Raw genomic sequence first — 18,111 nt, 5'->3', positions numbered from 1 at the left:
ATGTGACTTGTAGGCATTTATGTATTTGTATTTTTGTTTAAAAATTAAGAGATGGGTGTTTTAATTACTGGCGCTACAGGACTTTTGGGAACTAAAATTGTGGAACGCTGTCTCCATAAGAATGTTAGTGTTAAATATTTAACGACTAGAAAAGAAAAAATTGTAAATAAAAAGAACTATCGGGGTTATTATTGGAACCCGAAAACAAACGAAATAGATACCGGTTGTTTTGAAGGTATACATGTTATTATTCACTTGGCAGGAGGAACAGTTTCTAAACGTTGGACCGCTTCTAATAAAAAGGAAATTTTAGATAGCCGGGTGCAATCTGCACGATTATTACATCGCGGGTTAAAATCTTTGCCTAGTCACAATGTTTCTCAAATAATATCTGCAAGTGGGATTAGTATTTATCCCGATTCTTTAACTAAATATTATAATGAAAAGGATACTGGAATAGACGATTCTTTTCTAGGAGAAGTGGTTAAAGCTTGGGAAGCCGAGGTCGATACTTTTTTTGGATTAAATATTAAAGTAGCCAAAGTACGTATTGGCCTTGTGTTGTCTACAGAAGGTGGCGTTTTACCAGAATTTAAAAAACCGATAGATTTAGGTTTAGGGGCTGTTTTTGGTAAAGGTGAGCAATGGCAATCTTGGGTGCATATAGACGATGTTGTTCGTGTGTTTATTTATCTTTTAAAATATTGTGGAGAAGGCACTTTTAATGCTGTTGCACCAAATCCTGTTACACAAAGCGAACTTATAAAGTCTATTGCTAAAGTTGTAGATAAACCTATGTTTTTACCAGGTATTCCTAGAGGTGTAATGAAACTCGTTTTGGGAGAAATGCATAATTTAATGTATGCAAGTCAGCGAGTAAGCAGTAAAAAATTAGAAAATCAGGGGTTCGAGTTTAAATATCCTAATCTACATCCGGCATTGTTAGAATTACTAACATAAAAAAAAGACTATCTTTTTATAGATAGTCTTTCAATATTAAATTTGTTTTAATACATCAAGTTTTAAGCTTTTGTAGCTTTAACTTTAATCGTTAAAGTAATATCGTCGTTAATAAACTTATCTCCAAGATTATCAAAAACCGATTTAGATCCAAAATTTATTCCCCATTGTGTTCTGTCTATAGCAAAAGTTTCGCTAACTAAACTAAGTGTTTTACCTTCAGTAGATACAGTGACAGGGAATGATACATTTTTCTCAATACCTTTCATTTTTAAATTTCCAGAAAGTATCGTTTTTCCAGTCTCATTAGTGGTAACTCCTGTGATTTTAAATGTAGACTTAGGGAACTCATTTACGTTAAAAAAGTCGCCTTCTTTGCCTTCAACAGTCCCTTTTAAGTGAGCTTCTAAGTTTAGTTTTTTATCACCTTCAACATCTAAGGCAGCAATACTATTCATATCTATAACTATAGTTCCGCTTTGTACACTATTACCATCAGCAGTAAGTTCTCCTGTTTCAATGCAAATGGTTCCAAAATGTTCACCTGTAGGTTTAGCACCTTTCCATTCAATAGAAGAGTTGCTTACATCTACATTGTATTTTACTGCAGTAATTACAGTTTCGGCTACGGGCTCTACAGCAGTAGCTTCAGCTTCTTTTGTCTTGTCTTTACAAGATATTAAAGTTGCACCAATAGAAATGGCAATACATAAGGTTAAAATCTTATTTTTCATGATTATTGTTTTTTATGTTTGAATTCAAAAATAACCAAAATAGAAAGCTTCAAGAAAAAAACCATAATTTTATTTGTGACATTTTGGCAAATATTGAAAGATGGCAGTACTTTTGCCTTAAATGGATAGTGTTTATTTTAAATTAGAAGACATGAGTAAAGAAGAGAATCAAAAAGACATTGAAGTCGAAAATATAGAAGAACAAGTAGAAGAGCAAGTTGTTGAAAATCAAGAAGTATCTGTAGAAGAGGATTTACAGGCTAAATTGAAGGAAGAAAAAGATAAATTTTTAAGACTGTTTGCTGAGTTTGAAAACTATAAAAAACGAACTTCTAAAGAACGCATCGATTTGTTTAAAACTGCCAACAAAGATGTCATGGTAGCATTGTTACCTGTGTTAGATGATTTTGATCGTGCATACAGTGAGATTTCTAAAACTAAAGAAAAGGACCTTTTAAAAGGAGTAGAATTGATTAGTAATAAACTAAAAAATCTGTTACAATCTAAAGGTTTGGAATTAGTAGAGGTTGAAGTAGGAGATACTTTTAATGCAGATCATCACGAAGCGATTACTCAAATTCCTTCACCAACACCAGATTTAAAAGGAAAAATTATTGATGTTATTGAAAAAGGATACAAATTAGGCGAAACAGTAATTCGTTTTCCTAAAGTTGTAATAGGGCAATAACATACACACTATAAAATAGTGTAAAAACATTAACGGTCGAAAGTAAGACACACCATGAAGAGAGATTATTACGAAATTTTAGGAGTTGATAAAAATGCTACTGGAGCTGAAATAAAAAAGGCATACAGGAAGAAAGCTATTGAATTCCACCCAGATAAAAATCCAGATAACAAAGACGCTGAAAATAAATTTAAAGAAGCTGCAGAAGCTTACGAAATTTTAAGCGACCAAGATAAAAAAGCACGTTACGACCAATTCGGTCACCAAGCATTCGAAGCTGGTGGAGGAGGTTATGGTGGCGGCCATATGAATATGGACGACATTTTTAGCCAATTTGGAGATATTTTTGGTGGCGGTGGTTTTGGCGGCGGCGGATTTTCAGGATTTGGCGGCGGTGGCGGTCAACGTCGAGTAAAAGGTAGTAACCTTAGAATTCGTGTAAAATTAACCCTAGAAGAAATTGCTAACGGTGTAGAAAAGAAAGTAAAAGTTAGACGTAAAGTTCAGGCACCAGGAACCACTTATAAAACATGTCCTACATGTCAAGGATCGGGGCAAGTTACGCGTATTGCTAATACTATTTTAGGTCGTATGCAAACAGCTTCACCTTGTACGTCTTGTGGTGGATCGGGTCAGATTATAGATAAAAAACCTAACGATGCAGATGCACAAGGTTTAGTTGTAAAAGAAGAAACCGTATCTATTAAAATACCAGCAGGAGTTGTAGATGGTATGCAACTTAAGGTTACAGGTAAAGGTAATGAAGCTCCAGGAGCAATGGGTGTTTCAGGAGATTTACTCGTCGCAATTGAAGAAGAAAACCACAGCAGTTTACAACGTGAAGGAGATAATCTTCATTTCGATTTATATGTAAGCATTCCAGATGCTGTTTTAGGAACCTCTAAAGAGATTGAAACAGTTACAGGAAAAGTGCGTATTAAAATTGAAGCGGGTACACAATCCGGAAAAATATTACGCTTACGCGGAAAAGGAATTCCAAACATTAATGGTTATGCTAAGGGTGATTTATTGGTACATGTAAATGTGTGGACGCCTAAAACATTAAATAAACAACAAAAAGAATTTTTTGAAGAGATGCGTGATGATGATCATTTTATGCCAAAACCAGAAAGTTCAGATAAATCATTTTTCGAGAAAGTAAAAGATATGTTCTCTTAAAAAATGTAATTAAAAATACTTGTAAAACATCCGCATTTTTAATGCGGATGTTTTTGCTTTATGCTTTTCGTAAAATTTGTCTAAAATAATTACGGTATTTTTAATATAAAGTATTATATTTGAGACATTACTAATTGAACTTAGTAAGTTTTTCTTTTTCATAGCAATTTTTTTCCCATCCTTAGGTTTATTTAAGGGTGGGTTTTGTGATTTTAGGAATAACTCCTTTTTAGCATATTATATTAAGCTTCTTGTATTACATTTAATATATTTACACCTTTAATTAACTAAATTCGCGAATGCATAACATTTTAGAAGCGCATACTATTTCTAAAAAATTTGGAGAGTTCACAGCGCTTAATCAAGTTTCTATAGAAGTACCTAAGGGAAGTATTTTTGGTTTATTAGGACCAAATGGTGCTGGAAAAACAACGTTAATCCGAATTATAAATCAAATTACTATGCCCGACTCTGGGCATGTTATTTTAGATGGAGAGCCTTTAAAAAATCATCATATAAAAGATATTGGTTACTTACCTGAAGAACGCGGTTTGTATAAATCGATGAAAGTTGGAGAGCAAGCGTTATACTTAGCTCAATTAAAAGGACTAAGTAAAGCCGAAGCTAAAAAACGACTTCATTATTGGTTCGATCGTTTAGAAATTGGTGATTGGTGGAATAAAAAAATTCAAGAATTATCTAAAGGTATGGCACAGAAAATTCAATTTGTGGTTACCGTATTGCATGAACCTAAATTATTGATTTTCGATGAACCTTTTTCAGGATTCGACCCTATAAACGCGAATTTAATAAAAGATGAAATTTTGCGCTTAAGAGATAATGGTTCAACCGTTATTTTTTCTACACACCGTATGGAATCTGTCGAGGAGCTATGCGATCACATTGCCTTAATTAATAAATCTAATAAAATATTAGATGGAAAACTAACAGAAGTCAAGCGACAATTTAAAAGCAATGCCTATGAAATTGGTGTAAAAACAGCAAATATAAAAGCATTACATCAGGATTTAACAGATAAATTTGAAGTATCTCCAGCACAATTTAAAACCATAGACGAACAGTTAAAGCTAAATGTGAAATTAGGACGTAACGATAACTCGAACGATTTATTACGTTATTTAACGACACAAGGAGAAGTTTCTCATTTTGTAGAATTGTTGCCAAGTACAAACGATATTTTTATTAAAGCCATTCAGAATAATAGCTAATCATGAATCATTTACCACTCATTATAAAAAGAGAGTATTTAACGAAAGTTAAAAATAAGGCATTTATTGTAATGACTATTATTAGTCCTATTGTACTAATTGCACTTATTGCTACAGTGGCTTATTTATCGCAAATAAGTAGTAATAAAGTAAGAACAATAGCAATTTTAGACGAATCGGGTTTAATTAAGAATGCTTTTAAGGATACAGAAACGACTAAGTATAAGTTCTTAACAAATATAGACTTAGAAGCTGCAAAAGTATTGGTTAAGGCTCAGGGAGAATATGGTTTATTACATATTGAAAAAAGTATTGACGTTAATTATCTAGAAAATCATGTAAAGTTCTATTCCGAAGATTCACCTTCATTATCTGTAGTCTCTGGCTTAGAGAGTAAAGTTGAAAAGTCTTTAACAGATGTAAAGTTGGTACAAGTTGGAGTAGATTTAGATAAAATAGAATCTGCCAAAATAGACGTTAGTATTATACAGGAAAATTTCTCGGGAGAGAAAACATCCAAAGTAGAAAGTATTATTAAACTTGCTTTTGGTGGTGCTGCAGGATATTTGTTATTCATGTTTATTATTATTTATGGTAACATGATTATGCGAAGTGTAATCGAAGAAAAAACAAGCCGTGTTATAGAAGTTATTATTTCATCTGTAAAGCCTATGCAACTTATGTTGGGTAAAATAATAGGAACGTCTTTAGCAGGTATTACACAAATTATAATTTGGATTATACTTGGAGGAGTTTTAACAGCTTTGGTAGGATTTGTTTTTGGAATAGATATGAATCAAACACCACAACAACAAGTTATTCAGCAATCCATATTCGATCAACAATTAAATGGGCAAATCGAGACAGTTTTTGCAGGATTTTATCATTTACCACTTACCAATTTAATTATTGCTTTTGTGTTGTTTTTTATAGCAGGATATTTATTATATAGCTCTATGTATGCTGCAATTGGAGCAGCTGTTGATAATGAAACAGATACGCAACAGTTTGTGTTTCCTATTTTAATGCCTTTAGTTTTATCTGTATATATCGGTTTTTTTACAGTTATAGAAGATCCACATGGTACGGTTTCTACTATATTTTCATTTATACCATTAACATCTCCTGTGGTCATGTTAATGCGAATACCTTTTGGTGTTCCTATTTGGCAGCAATTATTATCGTTATTGCTTTTAATAGGTTCGTTTTTGTTAACGGTTTGGTTTGCTGCGAAAATTTATCGTGTCGGAATTTTAATGTATGGAAAAAAGCCTACATATAAAGAGCTTATTAAATGGATTAAATATTAATATGAAACAGCTTACAGATTTTTTTAATTTTACATTTCATATAGGGCAAGATATTTCGGTTTCTGTAAAGGCTATTTTTGTTATAATTATAGTCATTTTAGTCACGTCTAGGTTACTTAAAATTTTAAGTAAATTAGCCACGAGAAAATTGCCAAAAGATGATAAGATTAAATTTGAAATGCTGTTTTCTTATGGAAGTTGGGTGGTATATTTAATTATTCTATTAATTACTTTCGATTCTATAGGTATAAATGTTACTGCTGTTTTCGCCGCTTCAGCAGCTTTATTAATAGGTGTAGGTTTGGCTTTACAAACCTTAATTCAAGATATTATTTCAGGTGTATTTATTATTGTAGATCAATCTGTTCATGTTGGCGATATTATAGAAATAGACAATAAAATTGGTCGTGTTGAAGAAATAAAACTAAGAACAACAAGAGCCGTGACTTTAAATAATAGAGTCATTATAATTCCAAATCATATTTTCTTAACAAGTAGTTTATATAATTGGACACAAAACGGAAAGGAAACAAAAGACACAGTAACAGTAGGAGTGGCTTATGGAAGTAATGTTGAATTGGTTGAAACATTATTGTTACAGTCTGTAGAGAATCATCCGGATATTTTGTCAGAACCAGCACCACGCGTATTGTTTATGGATTTTGGAGATAGTGCATTAATATTTCGTGTAGCATTTACTGTAAGAGAAAGTTTTTTAGGTGAAGGACCACGAAGTGATGTGCGTTTTAAAATAGAGAAATTATTTAGAGAACATCAAATTTCTATACCATTTCCACAACGGGATTTGCATGTGGTTACAGCTCTTGGTTTAGAAAAATCAAACACAAAAAAATAAATAAAGTTATATTATATTGATGTGTAATCAATACCAAAAATAAAGTATATGCCAAAAATTTTAATTATAGAAGATGAAGCAGCCATTCGTAGAGTTTTGGTTAAAATATTAGCAGAGGAAAATGAAACATATCATTTAGAAGAAGCAGAAGATGGTTTAATCGGTATAGATAAGATTAAGAAGGAAGATTACGATTTGGTGTTATGTGATATTAAAATGCCTAAAATGGATGGCGTTGAAGTTTTAGAAGCAGTTAAACTTATAAAGCCTGAAATACCAATGGTGATGATTTCAGGACATGGCGATTTAGATACAGCTGTGTATACAATGCGGTTAGGAGCCTTTGATTATATTTCTAAACCGCCAGATTTAAACCGATTATTGAATACGGTAAGAAATGCTTTAGATAGAAAAGAATTGGTTGTAGAAAACAAAATTCTGAAAACTAAAGTGAGTAAGAATTACCAAATGATAGGTGAAAGCCCAGAGATTGCAAGTATAAAGAACATTATAGAAAAAGTTGCACCAACAGATGCTCGTGTTTTAATTACAGGAGCAAACGGAACAGGAAAAGAACTTGTTGCGCATTGGCTGCATCAAAAAAGTGAACGAGCAAAAGGTTCTATGGTCGAAGTTAATTGTGCTGCTATACCTAGCGAACTTATAGAAAGCGAATTGTTTGGTCATGTTAAAGGAGCCTTTACTAGTGCCAATAAAGATCGTGCAGGAAAATTTGAAGCCGCAAACGGAGGTACTATTTTTCTTGATGAAATAGGAGATATGAGTTTGTCTGCACAAGCAAAAGTATTACGTGCCCTTCAAGAAAGTCGTGTGCAACGTGTAGGAAGCGATAAGGATATTAAAGTAGATGTTCGTGTTGTTGCAGCAACAAACAAAGATTTAAAAAAAGAAATAGAAGAAGGGCGTTTTAGAGAAGATTTATATCATAGATTAGCTGTTATTTTAATTCAGGTACCAGCTTTAAATGATAGAAGAGAAGATATTCCGTTGTTAGTAGATTATTTCTCTAATAAGATTGCAAAAGAACAAGGAAATGCTAAAAAGGAATTCTCTAAAGCAGCACTTACATTATTAAAGTCTTACGATTGGACAGGGAATATACGTGAGTTAAGAAATGTAGTAGAACGTTTAATTATTTTAAGCGGAGATACTGTAGAAAAAAGTGATGTAGAATTATATGCAACTAAATAAAAAGAATTCATTTTTGATAAAAAAGTAAGGCTCTAATCCACATGGTTTAGAGCCTTACTTTTTATATACGTATTGTACGTTTTCTAAATGCTGAATATTTTATGATTTAATGAATTTGAAAGTTTCATTATCTATCTGCAGCACGTATAAGCCATCTTGTAAATATTCTACAGAGATATAATTATTTTCAATGATACCTTCACCGGAAAGTTGTCCTATATTATTGTAAATTTTAAAAGACTGACCTTGTATCTCTTTGTAATTTGAGATGTTAAGTTTGTGCTTTGCAGGATTGGGGTAAATTGTAATGCTATTTAAAACATGGTCTTGTGTCGATAATACGTTTTCAAAGTAAGTGTCTAGAAAAGTTAACCTGTCTTCCAACCAATTTAGAGTGTATAATAAATCGTCTTCACTAAAGGAGTAATTAGGGTAGACTAAGGCTTCTCTTTCGTAAATATTATTAGATTTTAAATCATTAAATTTATTAGAAATAGATTGCGATAAGGCTTCATATGTTAGTGTATCTTGTCTTAAAGCAAACCATCTGTTAGAAATCTCTTCATTAATATTATTCGGGTTTAAATCTATAACTCGACTCATAAATCCGTTAGTTAAAATATCATCTGTAATATTTTCATTAGATCCATCCCATATCGTCCCAAAACAACCATCTAAATCCCAAGGCACATAAAAGTAAGGTTCATCTGTGGTGTATTTCGCCAAATAAATATTTTTTCCAGTATTATCTTCAGCTCTAATTAGATTGAAGAAAATAAAATAATTAATATAATTGTCGCGGTTAAACCTGTCCCAAATGTTGGCTTTAAAATCTGATTCTGGGGCATTCATTACAAAATTGGTAAATTCATATAGATTTTTCCAATCTATAATTTCATCTGCTTTAGGATACTTCACTTCGTAACCACCCCACAGCTCATTAGTATTATCGTAATTAGGTAAAGCAGTAAATGTAGAAGCTCCTCGTCCGACGCCTTTAAAGAGTTCTCCTCGAATATCATCTTTATTACTTTTAAGTTCTAATTGTTTTTTATCTACTTGTTCAGACAGATTGTAAACGCCGTTATAACTTCCGTTTAAGAATACTTCAACATAGTTTACATCTGCACCCGATTTTGCATCTGGTTCTTCATCTAAATATGTAGGTGTATGAATATCTAACCATAGTTTATTAGCAGTGTAACTTCGTAATCTTAAAGGTTCGTTGTATAAAGCATCTATAATCCAATCATCGTCAGATCTTAAATTTCCAAAAGAAACGTCGCGTGTATCGTCTCCTAATTCGTCTTCCCAAAACTCTAAATCGTAAGTTTTTTTAGGGTAAAGTTGAGAGATACCTCCTCGAATTTCTATACCTATTTTAGAGGTTAGAATTTGCGAATCGTCTGCGTAATAAAAATCGGCATAGACTTTAGGTTCATCAACAATTGTATTTTCAGTACTTATAGATATCAGTGGTAATGCTGTAAAGTATAAGGTGTAATTGGTAGTAGTTTCTGAATCTGTAATACTGTAAGAATCTGTGTAGGTTAACTGGTTTGGTACGGTTGTGAAAATATATTTTTCTTGATCTAAAATTAGCTCCACCTCGCTGTATTGCGCAATTAAATTGGTGTAAGTATCAATATCTTTAATTTGTGAAATCACCACAGCTTTATTATGGTCTACATTAAATTTATGTGCTTCTGTTTGAATGGTTAATGTTTGAGAAAAACAACATAAATTGTAAAGTAAGACACATGCGATTGCTAATTTTTTTTTCATTTTATAGCCTTTATAAGTTTTTGTTTGTCAGAAAACAGATAGCATTTAAAGATACCAATTATGTGTTAAAACAGGAAAAAATGCTTTGCGAAATATGACTATAAATCCTTTGTTTTAGTAATCTTTTTTTAGTTAAAAAATCCAAAAAAAATAACAATCATGCTGTTAATAGAAAGCATTTTTGTTTTTTAGTAGAAGTTAAGCCTAAAACCATTTACATATTATGAAAGATATTCACATTAAAGATTTCAAAATAGATTCTAAAATCTCAATAAAAAACTTAGAAACTAAAGTCAATGTACATGCTTCAGATAAAAAGATAGAGAAAGAATTAGAAAAAATTAGAGTGAAATTAGGAGACTTGCAAAATACCATGTACGCTCATGGAAAATATTCCGTTTTAGTGTGTTTTCAAGGTATGGATACCGCAGGAAAAGATAGTTTAATTCGTGAAGTTTTTAAAGATTTTAATGTAAGAGGCATAGATTGTCATAGTTTTAAATCTCCAACAGAATTAGAACTAAAACACGATTATTTATGGCGCCATTACACCCGTTTACCTGCTCGTGGTAAGTTCGGAATTTTTAACAGAACACATTACGAGAATGTATTAGTGACTCGTGTGCATCCAGAATATATTTTAGGTGAAAATATTCCAACAGTAAATAACGTGTCTGATGTTAATGAATCGTTCTGGGATCAACGTTTTGAAGAAATTGTAAATTTCGAGAAACATATTTCAGATAATGGAACTATCATTTTTAAATTCTTTTTAAACTTGTCTAAGGACGAACAACGTGATAGATTAATTCGCCGGTTAGATAAGAAAAACAAAAACTGGAAGTTCTCTCCCGACGATTTAAAGGAACGTGAATTATGGGACGAATATCAGGATTGCTATGAAGATGCTATTAATAGGACTTCTAGTGCTAATGCGCCTTGGTTTAATATTCCAGCAGACGATAAACCTGTAGCGCGCTTAATTGTAGCAAAAATTATTTACGATACATTAAAAGAATACAAAGATATAAAGGAACCAGAATTAGATTCTGAAACATATTCTAATATCAAATTATATAAATCACAGTTGGAGAACGAGTAAGAATTTAAACGTTTTTTAACTATTACTAATAGTTATATTCCCTATAAAAAAAAATTATGAAAAAAATAATCGTCTTAATTGCATTGAGTTTAAGTTGTCATGTTTTTGGTCAAACAGATGCAGAAATGATAAAATCAATCTATAAATCTGCTTTAGTTGAAGGTCAAAGTTATAGCTGGCTAGAAACGTTATCTTTAGATATTGGAGGCCGCTTGTCAGGATCTTTAAATGCCGAACGTGCTGTAGATTGGGGAAAGGAAGAGTTAGAGCAGTTAGGATTAGATAAAGTGTGGTTGCAACCGGTAATGGTGCCAAAATGGGTAAGAGGAGCTAAAGAATATGCTTATATAAGAGCAGGTAGCGGAGAAACAACGAGTGTTAACATTTGTGCATTGGGCGGATCTGTATCTACGAATCCGTTGGGTGTAACGGCGTCTGTTATTGAAGTTCAGAATTTCGAAGATTTAAAGACTTTAGGAGAAGCCGGTGTAAAAGGGAAAATTGTATTCTATAATCGACCAATGCAAGTCGATTTAATTAACACGTTTGAAGCTTATGGTGGTTGTGTAGATCAGCGTTACATGGGAGCTGTACAAGCAGCTAAATATGGGGCAGCTGGAGTTATTGTAAGATCGATGACTTTAAATATAGACGATTTACCACATGCAGGAAGTATGACGTATAACGATTTACCTGTGTCTAAACGTATTCCTTCGGCAGCAATTAGTACTAAAGATGCTAATTTATTAAGTAGTATGTTGAAACTAGATAAGTCTCTTCAGTTTTATTTTAAACAAAACTGTAAACAATTAGAAGATGTAAAATCCTATAATGTGATTGGAGAAATTACAGGTTCTCAATATCCAGATGAATATATTATTGTTGGGGGACACTTAGATTCTTGGGATTTAGGAGATGGCTCTCATGATGATGGTGCTGGAATTGTACAATCTATGGAAGTGCTTAGATTATTTAAAACGTTAAATATTAAACCAAAACATAGCATTCGTGTTGTTATGTTTATGAATGAAGAAAACGGATTAAGAGGAGCAACCGAGTATGCAAAAGTGGCTACAGCTAAAGGAGAAAAACATGTGGTATCTCTAGAAAGTGATTCTGGAGGGTTTACTCCTAGAGGGTTTTCTTTTGATTGTAGTGATGCTACTTTTAATAAAGTATTGAGTTGGAAGCCTATTTTTAAACCCTATTTAATTCACTATTTTGAGCAAGGCGGAACAGGAGCAGACGTTGGTCCGTTAAAAACAGCAGATAATGTAACTGTAGGATTAAGACCGGATTCTCAGCGTTATTTCGATCATCATCATGCGTCTAACGATACGTTTGATGCTGTAAATAAACGTGAATTAGAATTGGGAGCAGCATCTATGGCTTCACTTGTTTATCTATTCGATATTCATGGAATTTAAACAATGCAATTTTAAATGAAAACTTTACTCTCTTTAATTTTAATAATCTTTAGCATGTCTGTTTCTTCACAAAATATAAATACATTACCATATTATCAAATTCCAGATCATCCAGATACATATACAGCAGGAACAGTTACAGCTCGAATGATTGATGGTTTGGGATTCCGGTTTTATTGGGCTACAGAAGGATTAACGCCAAACGATTTAGATTTTAAATTGAAAGCAGATGGACGTCCCATTCTAGATCTTATGACACATGTGTATAGTATGTCGACTATAATTAGAGATGCGGCTTTAAAAGTACCACATACAAGAGAAACGTTTAAAAAGCCTTTGTCTTATTCCGAATTGAGAATGCTTACCTTAAATAACTATAAAAAAGCATCAGATATTTTGAAAAAGGCAGATAATTTAGAGTCTTTTAATATTGTGTTTAAAGGAACTGATAGCGATCGTGTTGTGCCTTTTTGGAATGCGATTAATGGGCCAATAGAAGATTCTGTTTGGCATTGTGGTCAAATAGCGGCATCTAGGCGTATTTCAGGAAACCCAATCAATTCAAATATCAATCATTTTACGGGAACTGTTAGAGAGTAACATATCTTTTCAATAATAAAAAAGCGCTCTTGAAATTGTTCAAGAGCGCTTTTTTATGTTATAAGTTTTATTGTTTCTGCTTATAAATTAATTTCTTTTTTTATGGCTTGATCTAATTCTTCTAAGAGTTTAATAAACTTTGTAACATGTGTTTTTTGATAGTTATAATTTTCTAATTTCTGATTTAGAATATTCCATAATTCTAAGTTGTTAAATACCATATCGAAATTAGACTCAGGACCGCCAACGACTAAGTTTTTTTGTTGTTCTGAGGTTGCAAGTTGGCTATAATTAAAATATTTATTTGTTAACGGAGCAATAATTAATTGATACTCGTTTATATTGTAAAGGTGTTTGGCATTTAAAACTTTAAGTTCAAATTGCATTTTTCTAAATAGCTTCGCAGTTTCTCTGTTTTTTAATTTAGCTACTTTACCAGAATTTATATAGTCTTCTATGGCTGGAAAAGAAAATTCCTGATTTCTAACACGAACTAAAGAGCCAATGTTTTGTTTTAAGAATTTAATAGAATCTTTATTCTTAGTATTTATAATTTGTAAGCAGGTTTTAAAATCTAAAATAAGTTTTTTGTCTTGTTTTAATTTATCACTCCCTAATTCTATTGCAGGAACTATTTCTTTATGCATGCTTAAAAATGTAGCTTGCATTTGCTTTTTTTCTTTGTAATCTTGGTATATTCCGTAAATGGCTAAGGCTAATAAAATGCCTACTTTAACTAAGATTATTTCAACTAATCTGTTTTTTAATACTTTTCCAGATTTGTCTTCATTTATTTTATAATCAACAATTTGTTTTACAAATTTCTTGTCCATAATTAAGCTGGTTGGTTTAGATTCTAAACATACTAAATATTAAAATAAGTTATAGAGCTTTTTTATTTGGTTTTTTTGAGTAGAAAAAGAGATTGAAATTGAAGTATTATTCTCAGTAAAAATGAAATACTACATTAAAACATTAAATAAACATTATAAAATTCATTAATTTTACGCTTCATTTTAACAACTAATATGGATTCTGTAAAAGAAAGTATTAAAGAACTTGGATATATTCCAGTGTCGGAAGAGTCAAAGAATATTGATTATGTCGCGGAAATTAAAAAGCTAAAAACAGAGAAAAACGCTGTTATTTTAGCACATTATTATCAAGAACCAGCCATTCAAGATTTAGCAGATTATGTAGGGGATAGTTTAGGATTATCTTATAAAGCAGCAGAAACAGATGCCGATATTATTGTATTTGCGGGTGTTCATTTTATGGCCGAAACTGCAAAAATTTTAAATCCCACAAAAAAGGTTATACTACCAGACTTAAATGCAGGATGCTCTTTAGCAGATTCTTGTAGTGCTGAAGATTTGGCAACATTCAAGAAAAAATATCCAGACCATATTGTCATTACCTATGTAAATACATCGGCAGAAGTAAAGGCTTTAAGCGATTTATGTTGCACGTCTTCAAATGCAAAAAAAATTGTAGATTCAGTGCCTTTAGATCAACCTATAATTTTTGCTCCAGATAAAAACTTGGGGGCTTGGATACAAAAAGAAACCGGACGCGATATGGTGTTGTGGGATGGTGCATGTATTGTACACGAAGCCTTTTCTATGGATAAGTTATTGGCGGTTCACAAAGAACATCCGAAAGCAAAAATTATTGCACACCCAGAATCTGAAGCTCATTTATTAAAAATAGCAGAATATGTAGGGTCTACAGCTGGACTTATTGATTATGTAAAAAATAGTCCTGCAGACGAATTTATTGTAGCGACAGAAGTTGGTATTTTACACGAAATGCATAAAGAAGTACCAAATAAACTTTTAATTCCAGCTCCAGCAAAAGAGAATAATACTTGTGCATGTAGCGAATGTGCTTATATGAAAATGAATACGCTTGAAAAACTATACACGTGTATGAAATATGAATTACCAGAAGTTAAGGTCGATGAAGCTATTCAAAAAAGAGCTTTAATTCCTATACAACGTATGCTAGAAATTTCTTAATAATAAGCATGAGTCAATATAATACAGATTACCTAATATTAGGATCAGGTGTTGCTGGTCTTACTACAGCCATTCGTTTGGCAAAATCTTTACCAAATAAAGAAATTTTAGTCGTTACTAAAGCGAATAAAAGCGAATCGAATACAAAATATGCCCAGGGCGGAATTGCCGTAGTTTGGGATAAATTTGATTCGTTCGATGATCACATCAAAGACACCATGATTGCAGGAGAATATCACAACGATCCTGAAGTTGTAAAAATGGTTATTGAAGAAGCTCCAGGTTGTATGAGGCAACTTATGTCTTGGGGCGCAGATTTTGATTATAATGGAACGGGAGAATTTGACTTAGGAAAAGAAGGAGGCCATTCTGCTCATCGTATTATTCACCATAAAGATATTACGGGTTTCGAAATAGAGCGTACTCTTTTAGATCAAGTAGCGGGCTTAGAGAATATAAAAGTATTGCCTTATCATTTTGCTATTGATTTGATTACAGATCATCAATTGAGGGATTCTCAATCCGGTGACGATAAAATTAGATGTTACGGTGCATATATAATGAATCAGAAAACTAATGCAATCGAGCCTTATATTGCTAGTAAAACCATTTTATGTGCTGGTGGAATAGGTCAAGTTTATGCATCTACAACCAATCCGTTAATAGCAACAGGAGATGGGATTGCTATGGCATATCGTGCTTTAGCTAATATTAGAGGGATGGAGTTTGTACAATTTCATCCTACAGCTTTATTTGAGCCAGAGCAAAGTCCTGCGTTTTTAATATCTGAAGCTGTACGCGGATTTGGAGCCTATCTTAAAAATAAAAAAGGAGAACGTTTTATGCTTGCTATTGATGAGCGTGGAGAATTAGCACCACGCGATATTGTAGCTAGAGCAATAGATAATGAAATACATACCACAGGAGAACGCCACGTGTATTTAGATTGTACACATTTAGATTACGATGCTTTTATTAAACATTTTCCGAATATCAATGAAAAATGTTTAGGCTTGGGAATAGATATAAGAAAACATATGATTCCTGTAGTACCTGCTTGCCATTACGCATGTGGTGGAGTAGAGGTTAATACGTATGGAGAAACCACTATTGAAGATTTATATGCAGCAGGAGAATGTACTAGTACAGGTTTACATGGTGCAAATCGATTAGCTTCAAACTCATTATTAGAAGCTTTAGTCTATGCAAATCATATTGCAGATCATGTTATAGAAAATGTAGATGAGGTCAAACCTGTAAACGTAAAAGCTCCGGATTGGAACGACGACGGAACATCTACACCAAAGGAATTAATTTTAATTACACATTATAGAAATACAATACAGCATATCATGTCAGATTTAGTTGCTATTGTCAGAACTAATAGTAAACTAAAAGAGGCTACAAAACATTTACGTTATGTAGAGGATTCTACAAGAGACTTATATGTAGGTTCTAAATTATCGGTTCAAATTTGTGAACTTCGTAATTTAAATACTATTGCAAATTTAATTGTAGAACAATCTGCAAGCCGTAAAACAAATATGGGAGGTTTTTATAATTCCGATTTAGTTAAAGAGGAATAAGTCAATTAAAAATAATAAACACATATCCTGCAAGAAAAAACGGATATAAGTCCATTTTAGTTTCTCTTAGCAGGATATTGTATGTTAAGTAAAATTATAAAAAAAGCGTTAACTGTTTAGGTTAACGCTTTTAATTTATAAAGTCACTTCTATTTGATTTTTTATAATATCTTCAAAAGTTTCTCGCTCTCTAATTAGTAAAGCTTTGTCTTTATGCCAAAGTACTTCGGCAGGACGGAAGCGTGAATTATAGTTAGAAGCCATAGAATAACAATATGCTCCAGCATTTTGGAAACCAAGGATGTCACCTTCAGTAATTTCGTTAATTCTGCGATTATTGGCAAATGTATCTGTTTCACAAATATATCCAACTACAGAATAAAAACGTTCGCGTCCTTTAGGGTTTGAAATGTTAGTAATAACATGTTGAGAGCCGTATAACATAGGTCTAATTAAGTGATTAAAACCAGAATCGATTTGTGCAAACACAGTAGATGTTGTTTGTTTTACAGCATTCACTTTTGCTAAAAACACTCCAGATTCACTCACTAAAAATTTACCAGGCTCAAAACCTAAGGTTAATTCTTTTCCGTATTCTTTACAAAACTCATTAAAACGTTTAGATAATTTAGTTCCAAACTCTTCAATGTTAGTTTCAATATCTCCTTTAGAATAAGGGACTTTAAAACCAGATCCGAAGTCTAAGAAATCTAAGTCTTTAAAATGTTTAGCGGTGTCAAATAAAATTTCACTGGCATATAAAAAAACGTCAATATCTAAAATATCGCTTCCTGTATGCATGTGAATTCCGTTTATATGCATGCCTGTATTTTCCACAATTCTTAAAATATGTGGAATTTGATGTACAGAAATACCAAATTTTGAATCGATATGTCCTACAGAGATATTCGCATTTCCACCAGCCATAACATGCGGGTTAATACGAATACAAACAGGAACTTCAGGATGCTTTGTTCCGAATTGTTCTAAAATTGAAAGGTTATCTATATTGATTTGAACCCCCAATTCAGAAGCTTCTTCAATTTCTTCAAGAGATACACCGTTTGGTGTAAATATAATTTGATCTGCAGAAAAACCAGCTTTTAATCCCAATTGGACTTCTTGGATAGATACAGTATCAAGTCCTGCACCAAGATTTTTCATCAATTTAAGGATCGTAATGTTAGATAATGCTTTTACTGCATAATTTACCTTAACCTGTTTCACCTTATTAAATGCAGATGTTAAACGTTTATACTGAGACACTATTTTTTCAGAGTCATACACATACACCGGACTTCCAAAGTCGTTTGCAATTTTTAATAAAGTGTTATTATTCATTTTATGATAAATTAAATTCGCCGCAAATCTATAAAGTTTTTATCAGTTTAAGAGTTATTATTTGTCAAAAAATCAAAGAAAAGA

Annotated in this window: 16 protein-coding genes; 12 read left to right on the top strand and 4 right to left on the bottom strand. The window is 32.2% G+C overall.

The window, feature by feature from the left end; all coding sequences use genetic code 11:
• Nucleotides 1-51 precede the first annotated feature (51 nt).
• Nucleotides 52-960 (top strand): TIGR01777 family oxidoreductase, encoded by a 909-nt coding sequence (locus Q1B05_RS09440; RefSeq protein WP_299779973.1) that lies wholly within the window; start codon nt 52-54, stop codon nt 958-960.
• A 62-nt stretch (nt 961-1,022) separates the two neighbouring features.
• Here the strand turns inward: Q1B05_RS09440 and Q1B05_RS09435 are convergent, their stop codons facing one another.
• Nucleotides 1,023-1,694: a YceI family protein gene (locus Q1B05_RS09435; protein WP_299779971.1), complete on the bottom strand. Its 672-nt coding sequence runs from the start codon at nt 1,692-1,694 to the stop codon at nt 1,023-1,025.
• Nucleotides 1,695-1,845: 151 nt separating this feature from the next.
• Between Q1B05_RS09435 and Q1B05_RS09430 the strand changes: the two genes are divergently transcribed.
• The 6 genes from Q1B05_RS09430 to Q1B05_RS09405 all read left to right on the top strand — a co-directional run bounded on the left by Q1B05_RS09430 (nt 1,846) and on the right by Q1B05_RS09405 (nt 8,168).
• Complete coding sequence (locus tag Q1B05_RS09430; protein ID WP_299779969.1) at nt 1,846-2,382, top strand: nucleotide exchange factor GrpE; 537 nt, start codon at nt 1,846-1,848, stop codon at nt 2,380-2,382.
• Between the two features lie 54 nt (nt 2,383-2,436).
• Entirely contained in the window at nt 2,437-3,561 is a 1,125-nt protein-coding gene (gene dnaJ / locus Q1B05_RS09425; protein ID WP_299779967.1) for a molecular chaperone DnaJ, read from the top strand.
• A 299-nt stretch (nt 3,562-3,860) separates the two neighbouring features.
• Nucleotides 3,861-4,790: an ABC transporter ATP-binding protein gene (locus Q1B05_RS09420; RefSeq protein ID WP_299779965.1), complete on the top strand. Its 930-nt coding sequence runs from the start codon at nt 3,861-3,863 to the stop codon at nt 4,788-4,790.
• A 2-nt stretch (nt 4,791-4,792) separates the two neighbouring features.
• Nucleotides 4,793-6,100, top strand: coding sequence for an ABC transporter permease (locus Q1B05_RS09415; protein ID WP_299779963.1), 1,308 nt, complete (start codon nt 4,793-4,795; stop codon nt 6,098-6,100).
• 1 nt (nt 6,101) lies between these two features.
• Nucleotides 6,102-6,956, top strand: coding sequence for a mechanosensitive ion channel domain-containing protein (locus tag Q1B05_RS09410; protein ID WP_299779961.1), 855 nt, complete (start codon nt 6,102-6,104; stop codon nt 6,954-6,956).
• 48 nt (nt 6,957-7,004) lie between these two features.
• Nucleotides 7,005-8,168: a sigma-54 dependent transcriptional regulator gene (locus Q1B05_RS09405; RefSeq protein WP_299779959.1), complete on the top strand. Its 1,164-nt coding sequence runs from the start codon at nt 7,005-7,007 to the stop codon at nt 8,166-8,168.
• Between the two features lie 99 nt (nt 8,169-8,267).
• On the opposite strand, the gene Q1B05_RS09400 is transcribed toward Q1B05_RS09405, so the two are convergent.
• Complete coding sequence (locus Q1B05_RS09400; protein WP_299779957.1) at nt 8,268-9,953, bottom strand: CotH kinase family protein; 1,686 nt, start codon at nt 9,951-9,953, stop codon at nt 8,268-8,270.
• A gap of 223 nt (nt 9,954-10,176) precedes the next feature.
• On the opposite strand from Q1B05_RS09400, the gene Q1B05_RS09395 reads away from it, so the two are divergent.
• The 3 genes from Q1B05_RS09395 to Q1B05_RS09385 are packed head-to-tail and all read left to right on the top strand — an operon-like array spanning nt 10,177 to nt 13,082.
• Complete coding sequence (locus Q1B05_RS09395; protein ID WP_299779955.1) at nt 10,177-11,055, top strand: PPK2 family polyphosphate kinase; 879 nt, start codon at nt 10,177-10,179, stop codon at nt 11,053-11,055.
• A 56-nt stretch (nt 11,056-11,111) separates the two neighbouring features.
• The gene (locus Q1B05_RS09390; protein WP_299779954.1) at nt 11,112-12,482 is read left to right on the top strand and encodes a M28 family peptidase; all 1,371 of its coding nucleotides are present in this window, start codon (nt 11,112-11,114) and stop codon (nt 12,480-12,482) included.
• A gap of 15 nt (nt 12,483-12,497) precedes the next feature.
• The gene (locus tag Q1B05_RS09385) at nt 12,498-13,082 is read left to right on the top strand and encodes a hypothetical protein (protein ID WP_299779953.1); all 585 of its coding nucleotides are present in this window, start codon (nt 12,498-12,500) and stop codon (nt 13,080-13,082) included.
• 80 nt (nt 13,083-13,162) lie between these two features.
• Here the strand turns inward: Q1B05_RS09385 and Q1B05_RS09380 are convergent, their stop codons facing one another.
• The gene (locus tag Q1B05_RS09380; RefSeq protein WP_299779952.1) at nt 13,163-13,915 is read right to left on the bottom strand and encodes a hypothetical protein; all 753 of its coding nucleotides are present in this window, start codon (nt 13,913-13,915) and stop codon (nt 13,163-13,165) included.
• A 195-nt stretch (nt 13,916-14,110) separates the two neighbouring features.
• Here Q1B05_RS09380 and nadA point away from each other — a divergent pair, with 195 nt between their 5' ends.
• Both nadA and nadB read left to right on the top strand, forming a co-directional pair.
• Nucleotides 14,111-15,100 carry a quinolinate synthase NadA gene (nadA, locus tag Q1B05_RS09375; RefSeq protein WP_299779951.1) on the top strand — a complete coding sequence of 330 codons (990 nt, stop codon included), beginning with the start codon at nt 14,111-14,113 and terminating at the stop codon, nt 15,098-15,100.
• An 8-nt stretch (nt 15,101-15,108) separates the two neighbouring features.
• Nucleotides 15,109-16,686, top strand: coding sequence for an L-aspartate oxidase (gene nadB, locus Q1B05_RS09370; RefSeq protein ID WP_299779949.1), 1,578 nt, complete (start codon nt 15,109-15,111; stop codon nt 16,684-16,686).
• 135 nt (nt 16,687-16,821) lie between these two features.
• Here nadB and lysA read toward each other — a convergent pair whose 3' ends face one another.
• A complete protein-coding gene (gene lysA, locus Q1B05_RS09365) occupies nt 16,822-18,027 on the bottom strand; it encodes a diaminopimelate decarboxylase (RefSeq protein ID WP_299779947.1) in 1,206 nt (401 codons plus the stop codon).
• Nucleotides 18,028-18,111 lie beyond the last annotated feature (84 nt).

This window comes from uncultured Formosa sp. (assembly GCF_947500765.1).
Lineage (GTDB): Bacteria > Bacteroidota > Bacteroidia > Flavobacteriales > Flavobacteriaceae > Formosa.
Note: the sequence above shows the minus strand (reverse complement) of the source record. Positions and strands in the feature narration are given on the sequence as shown.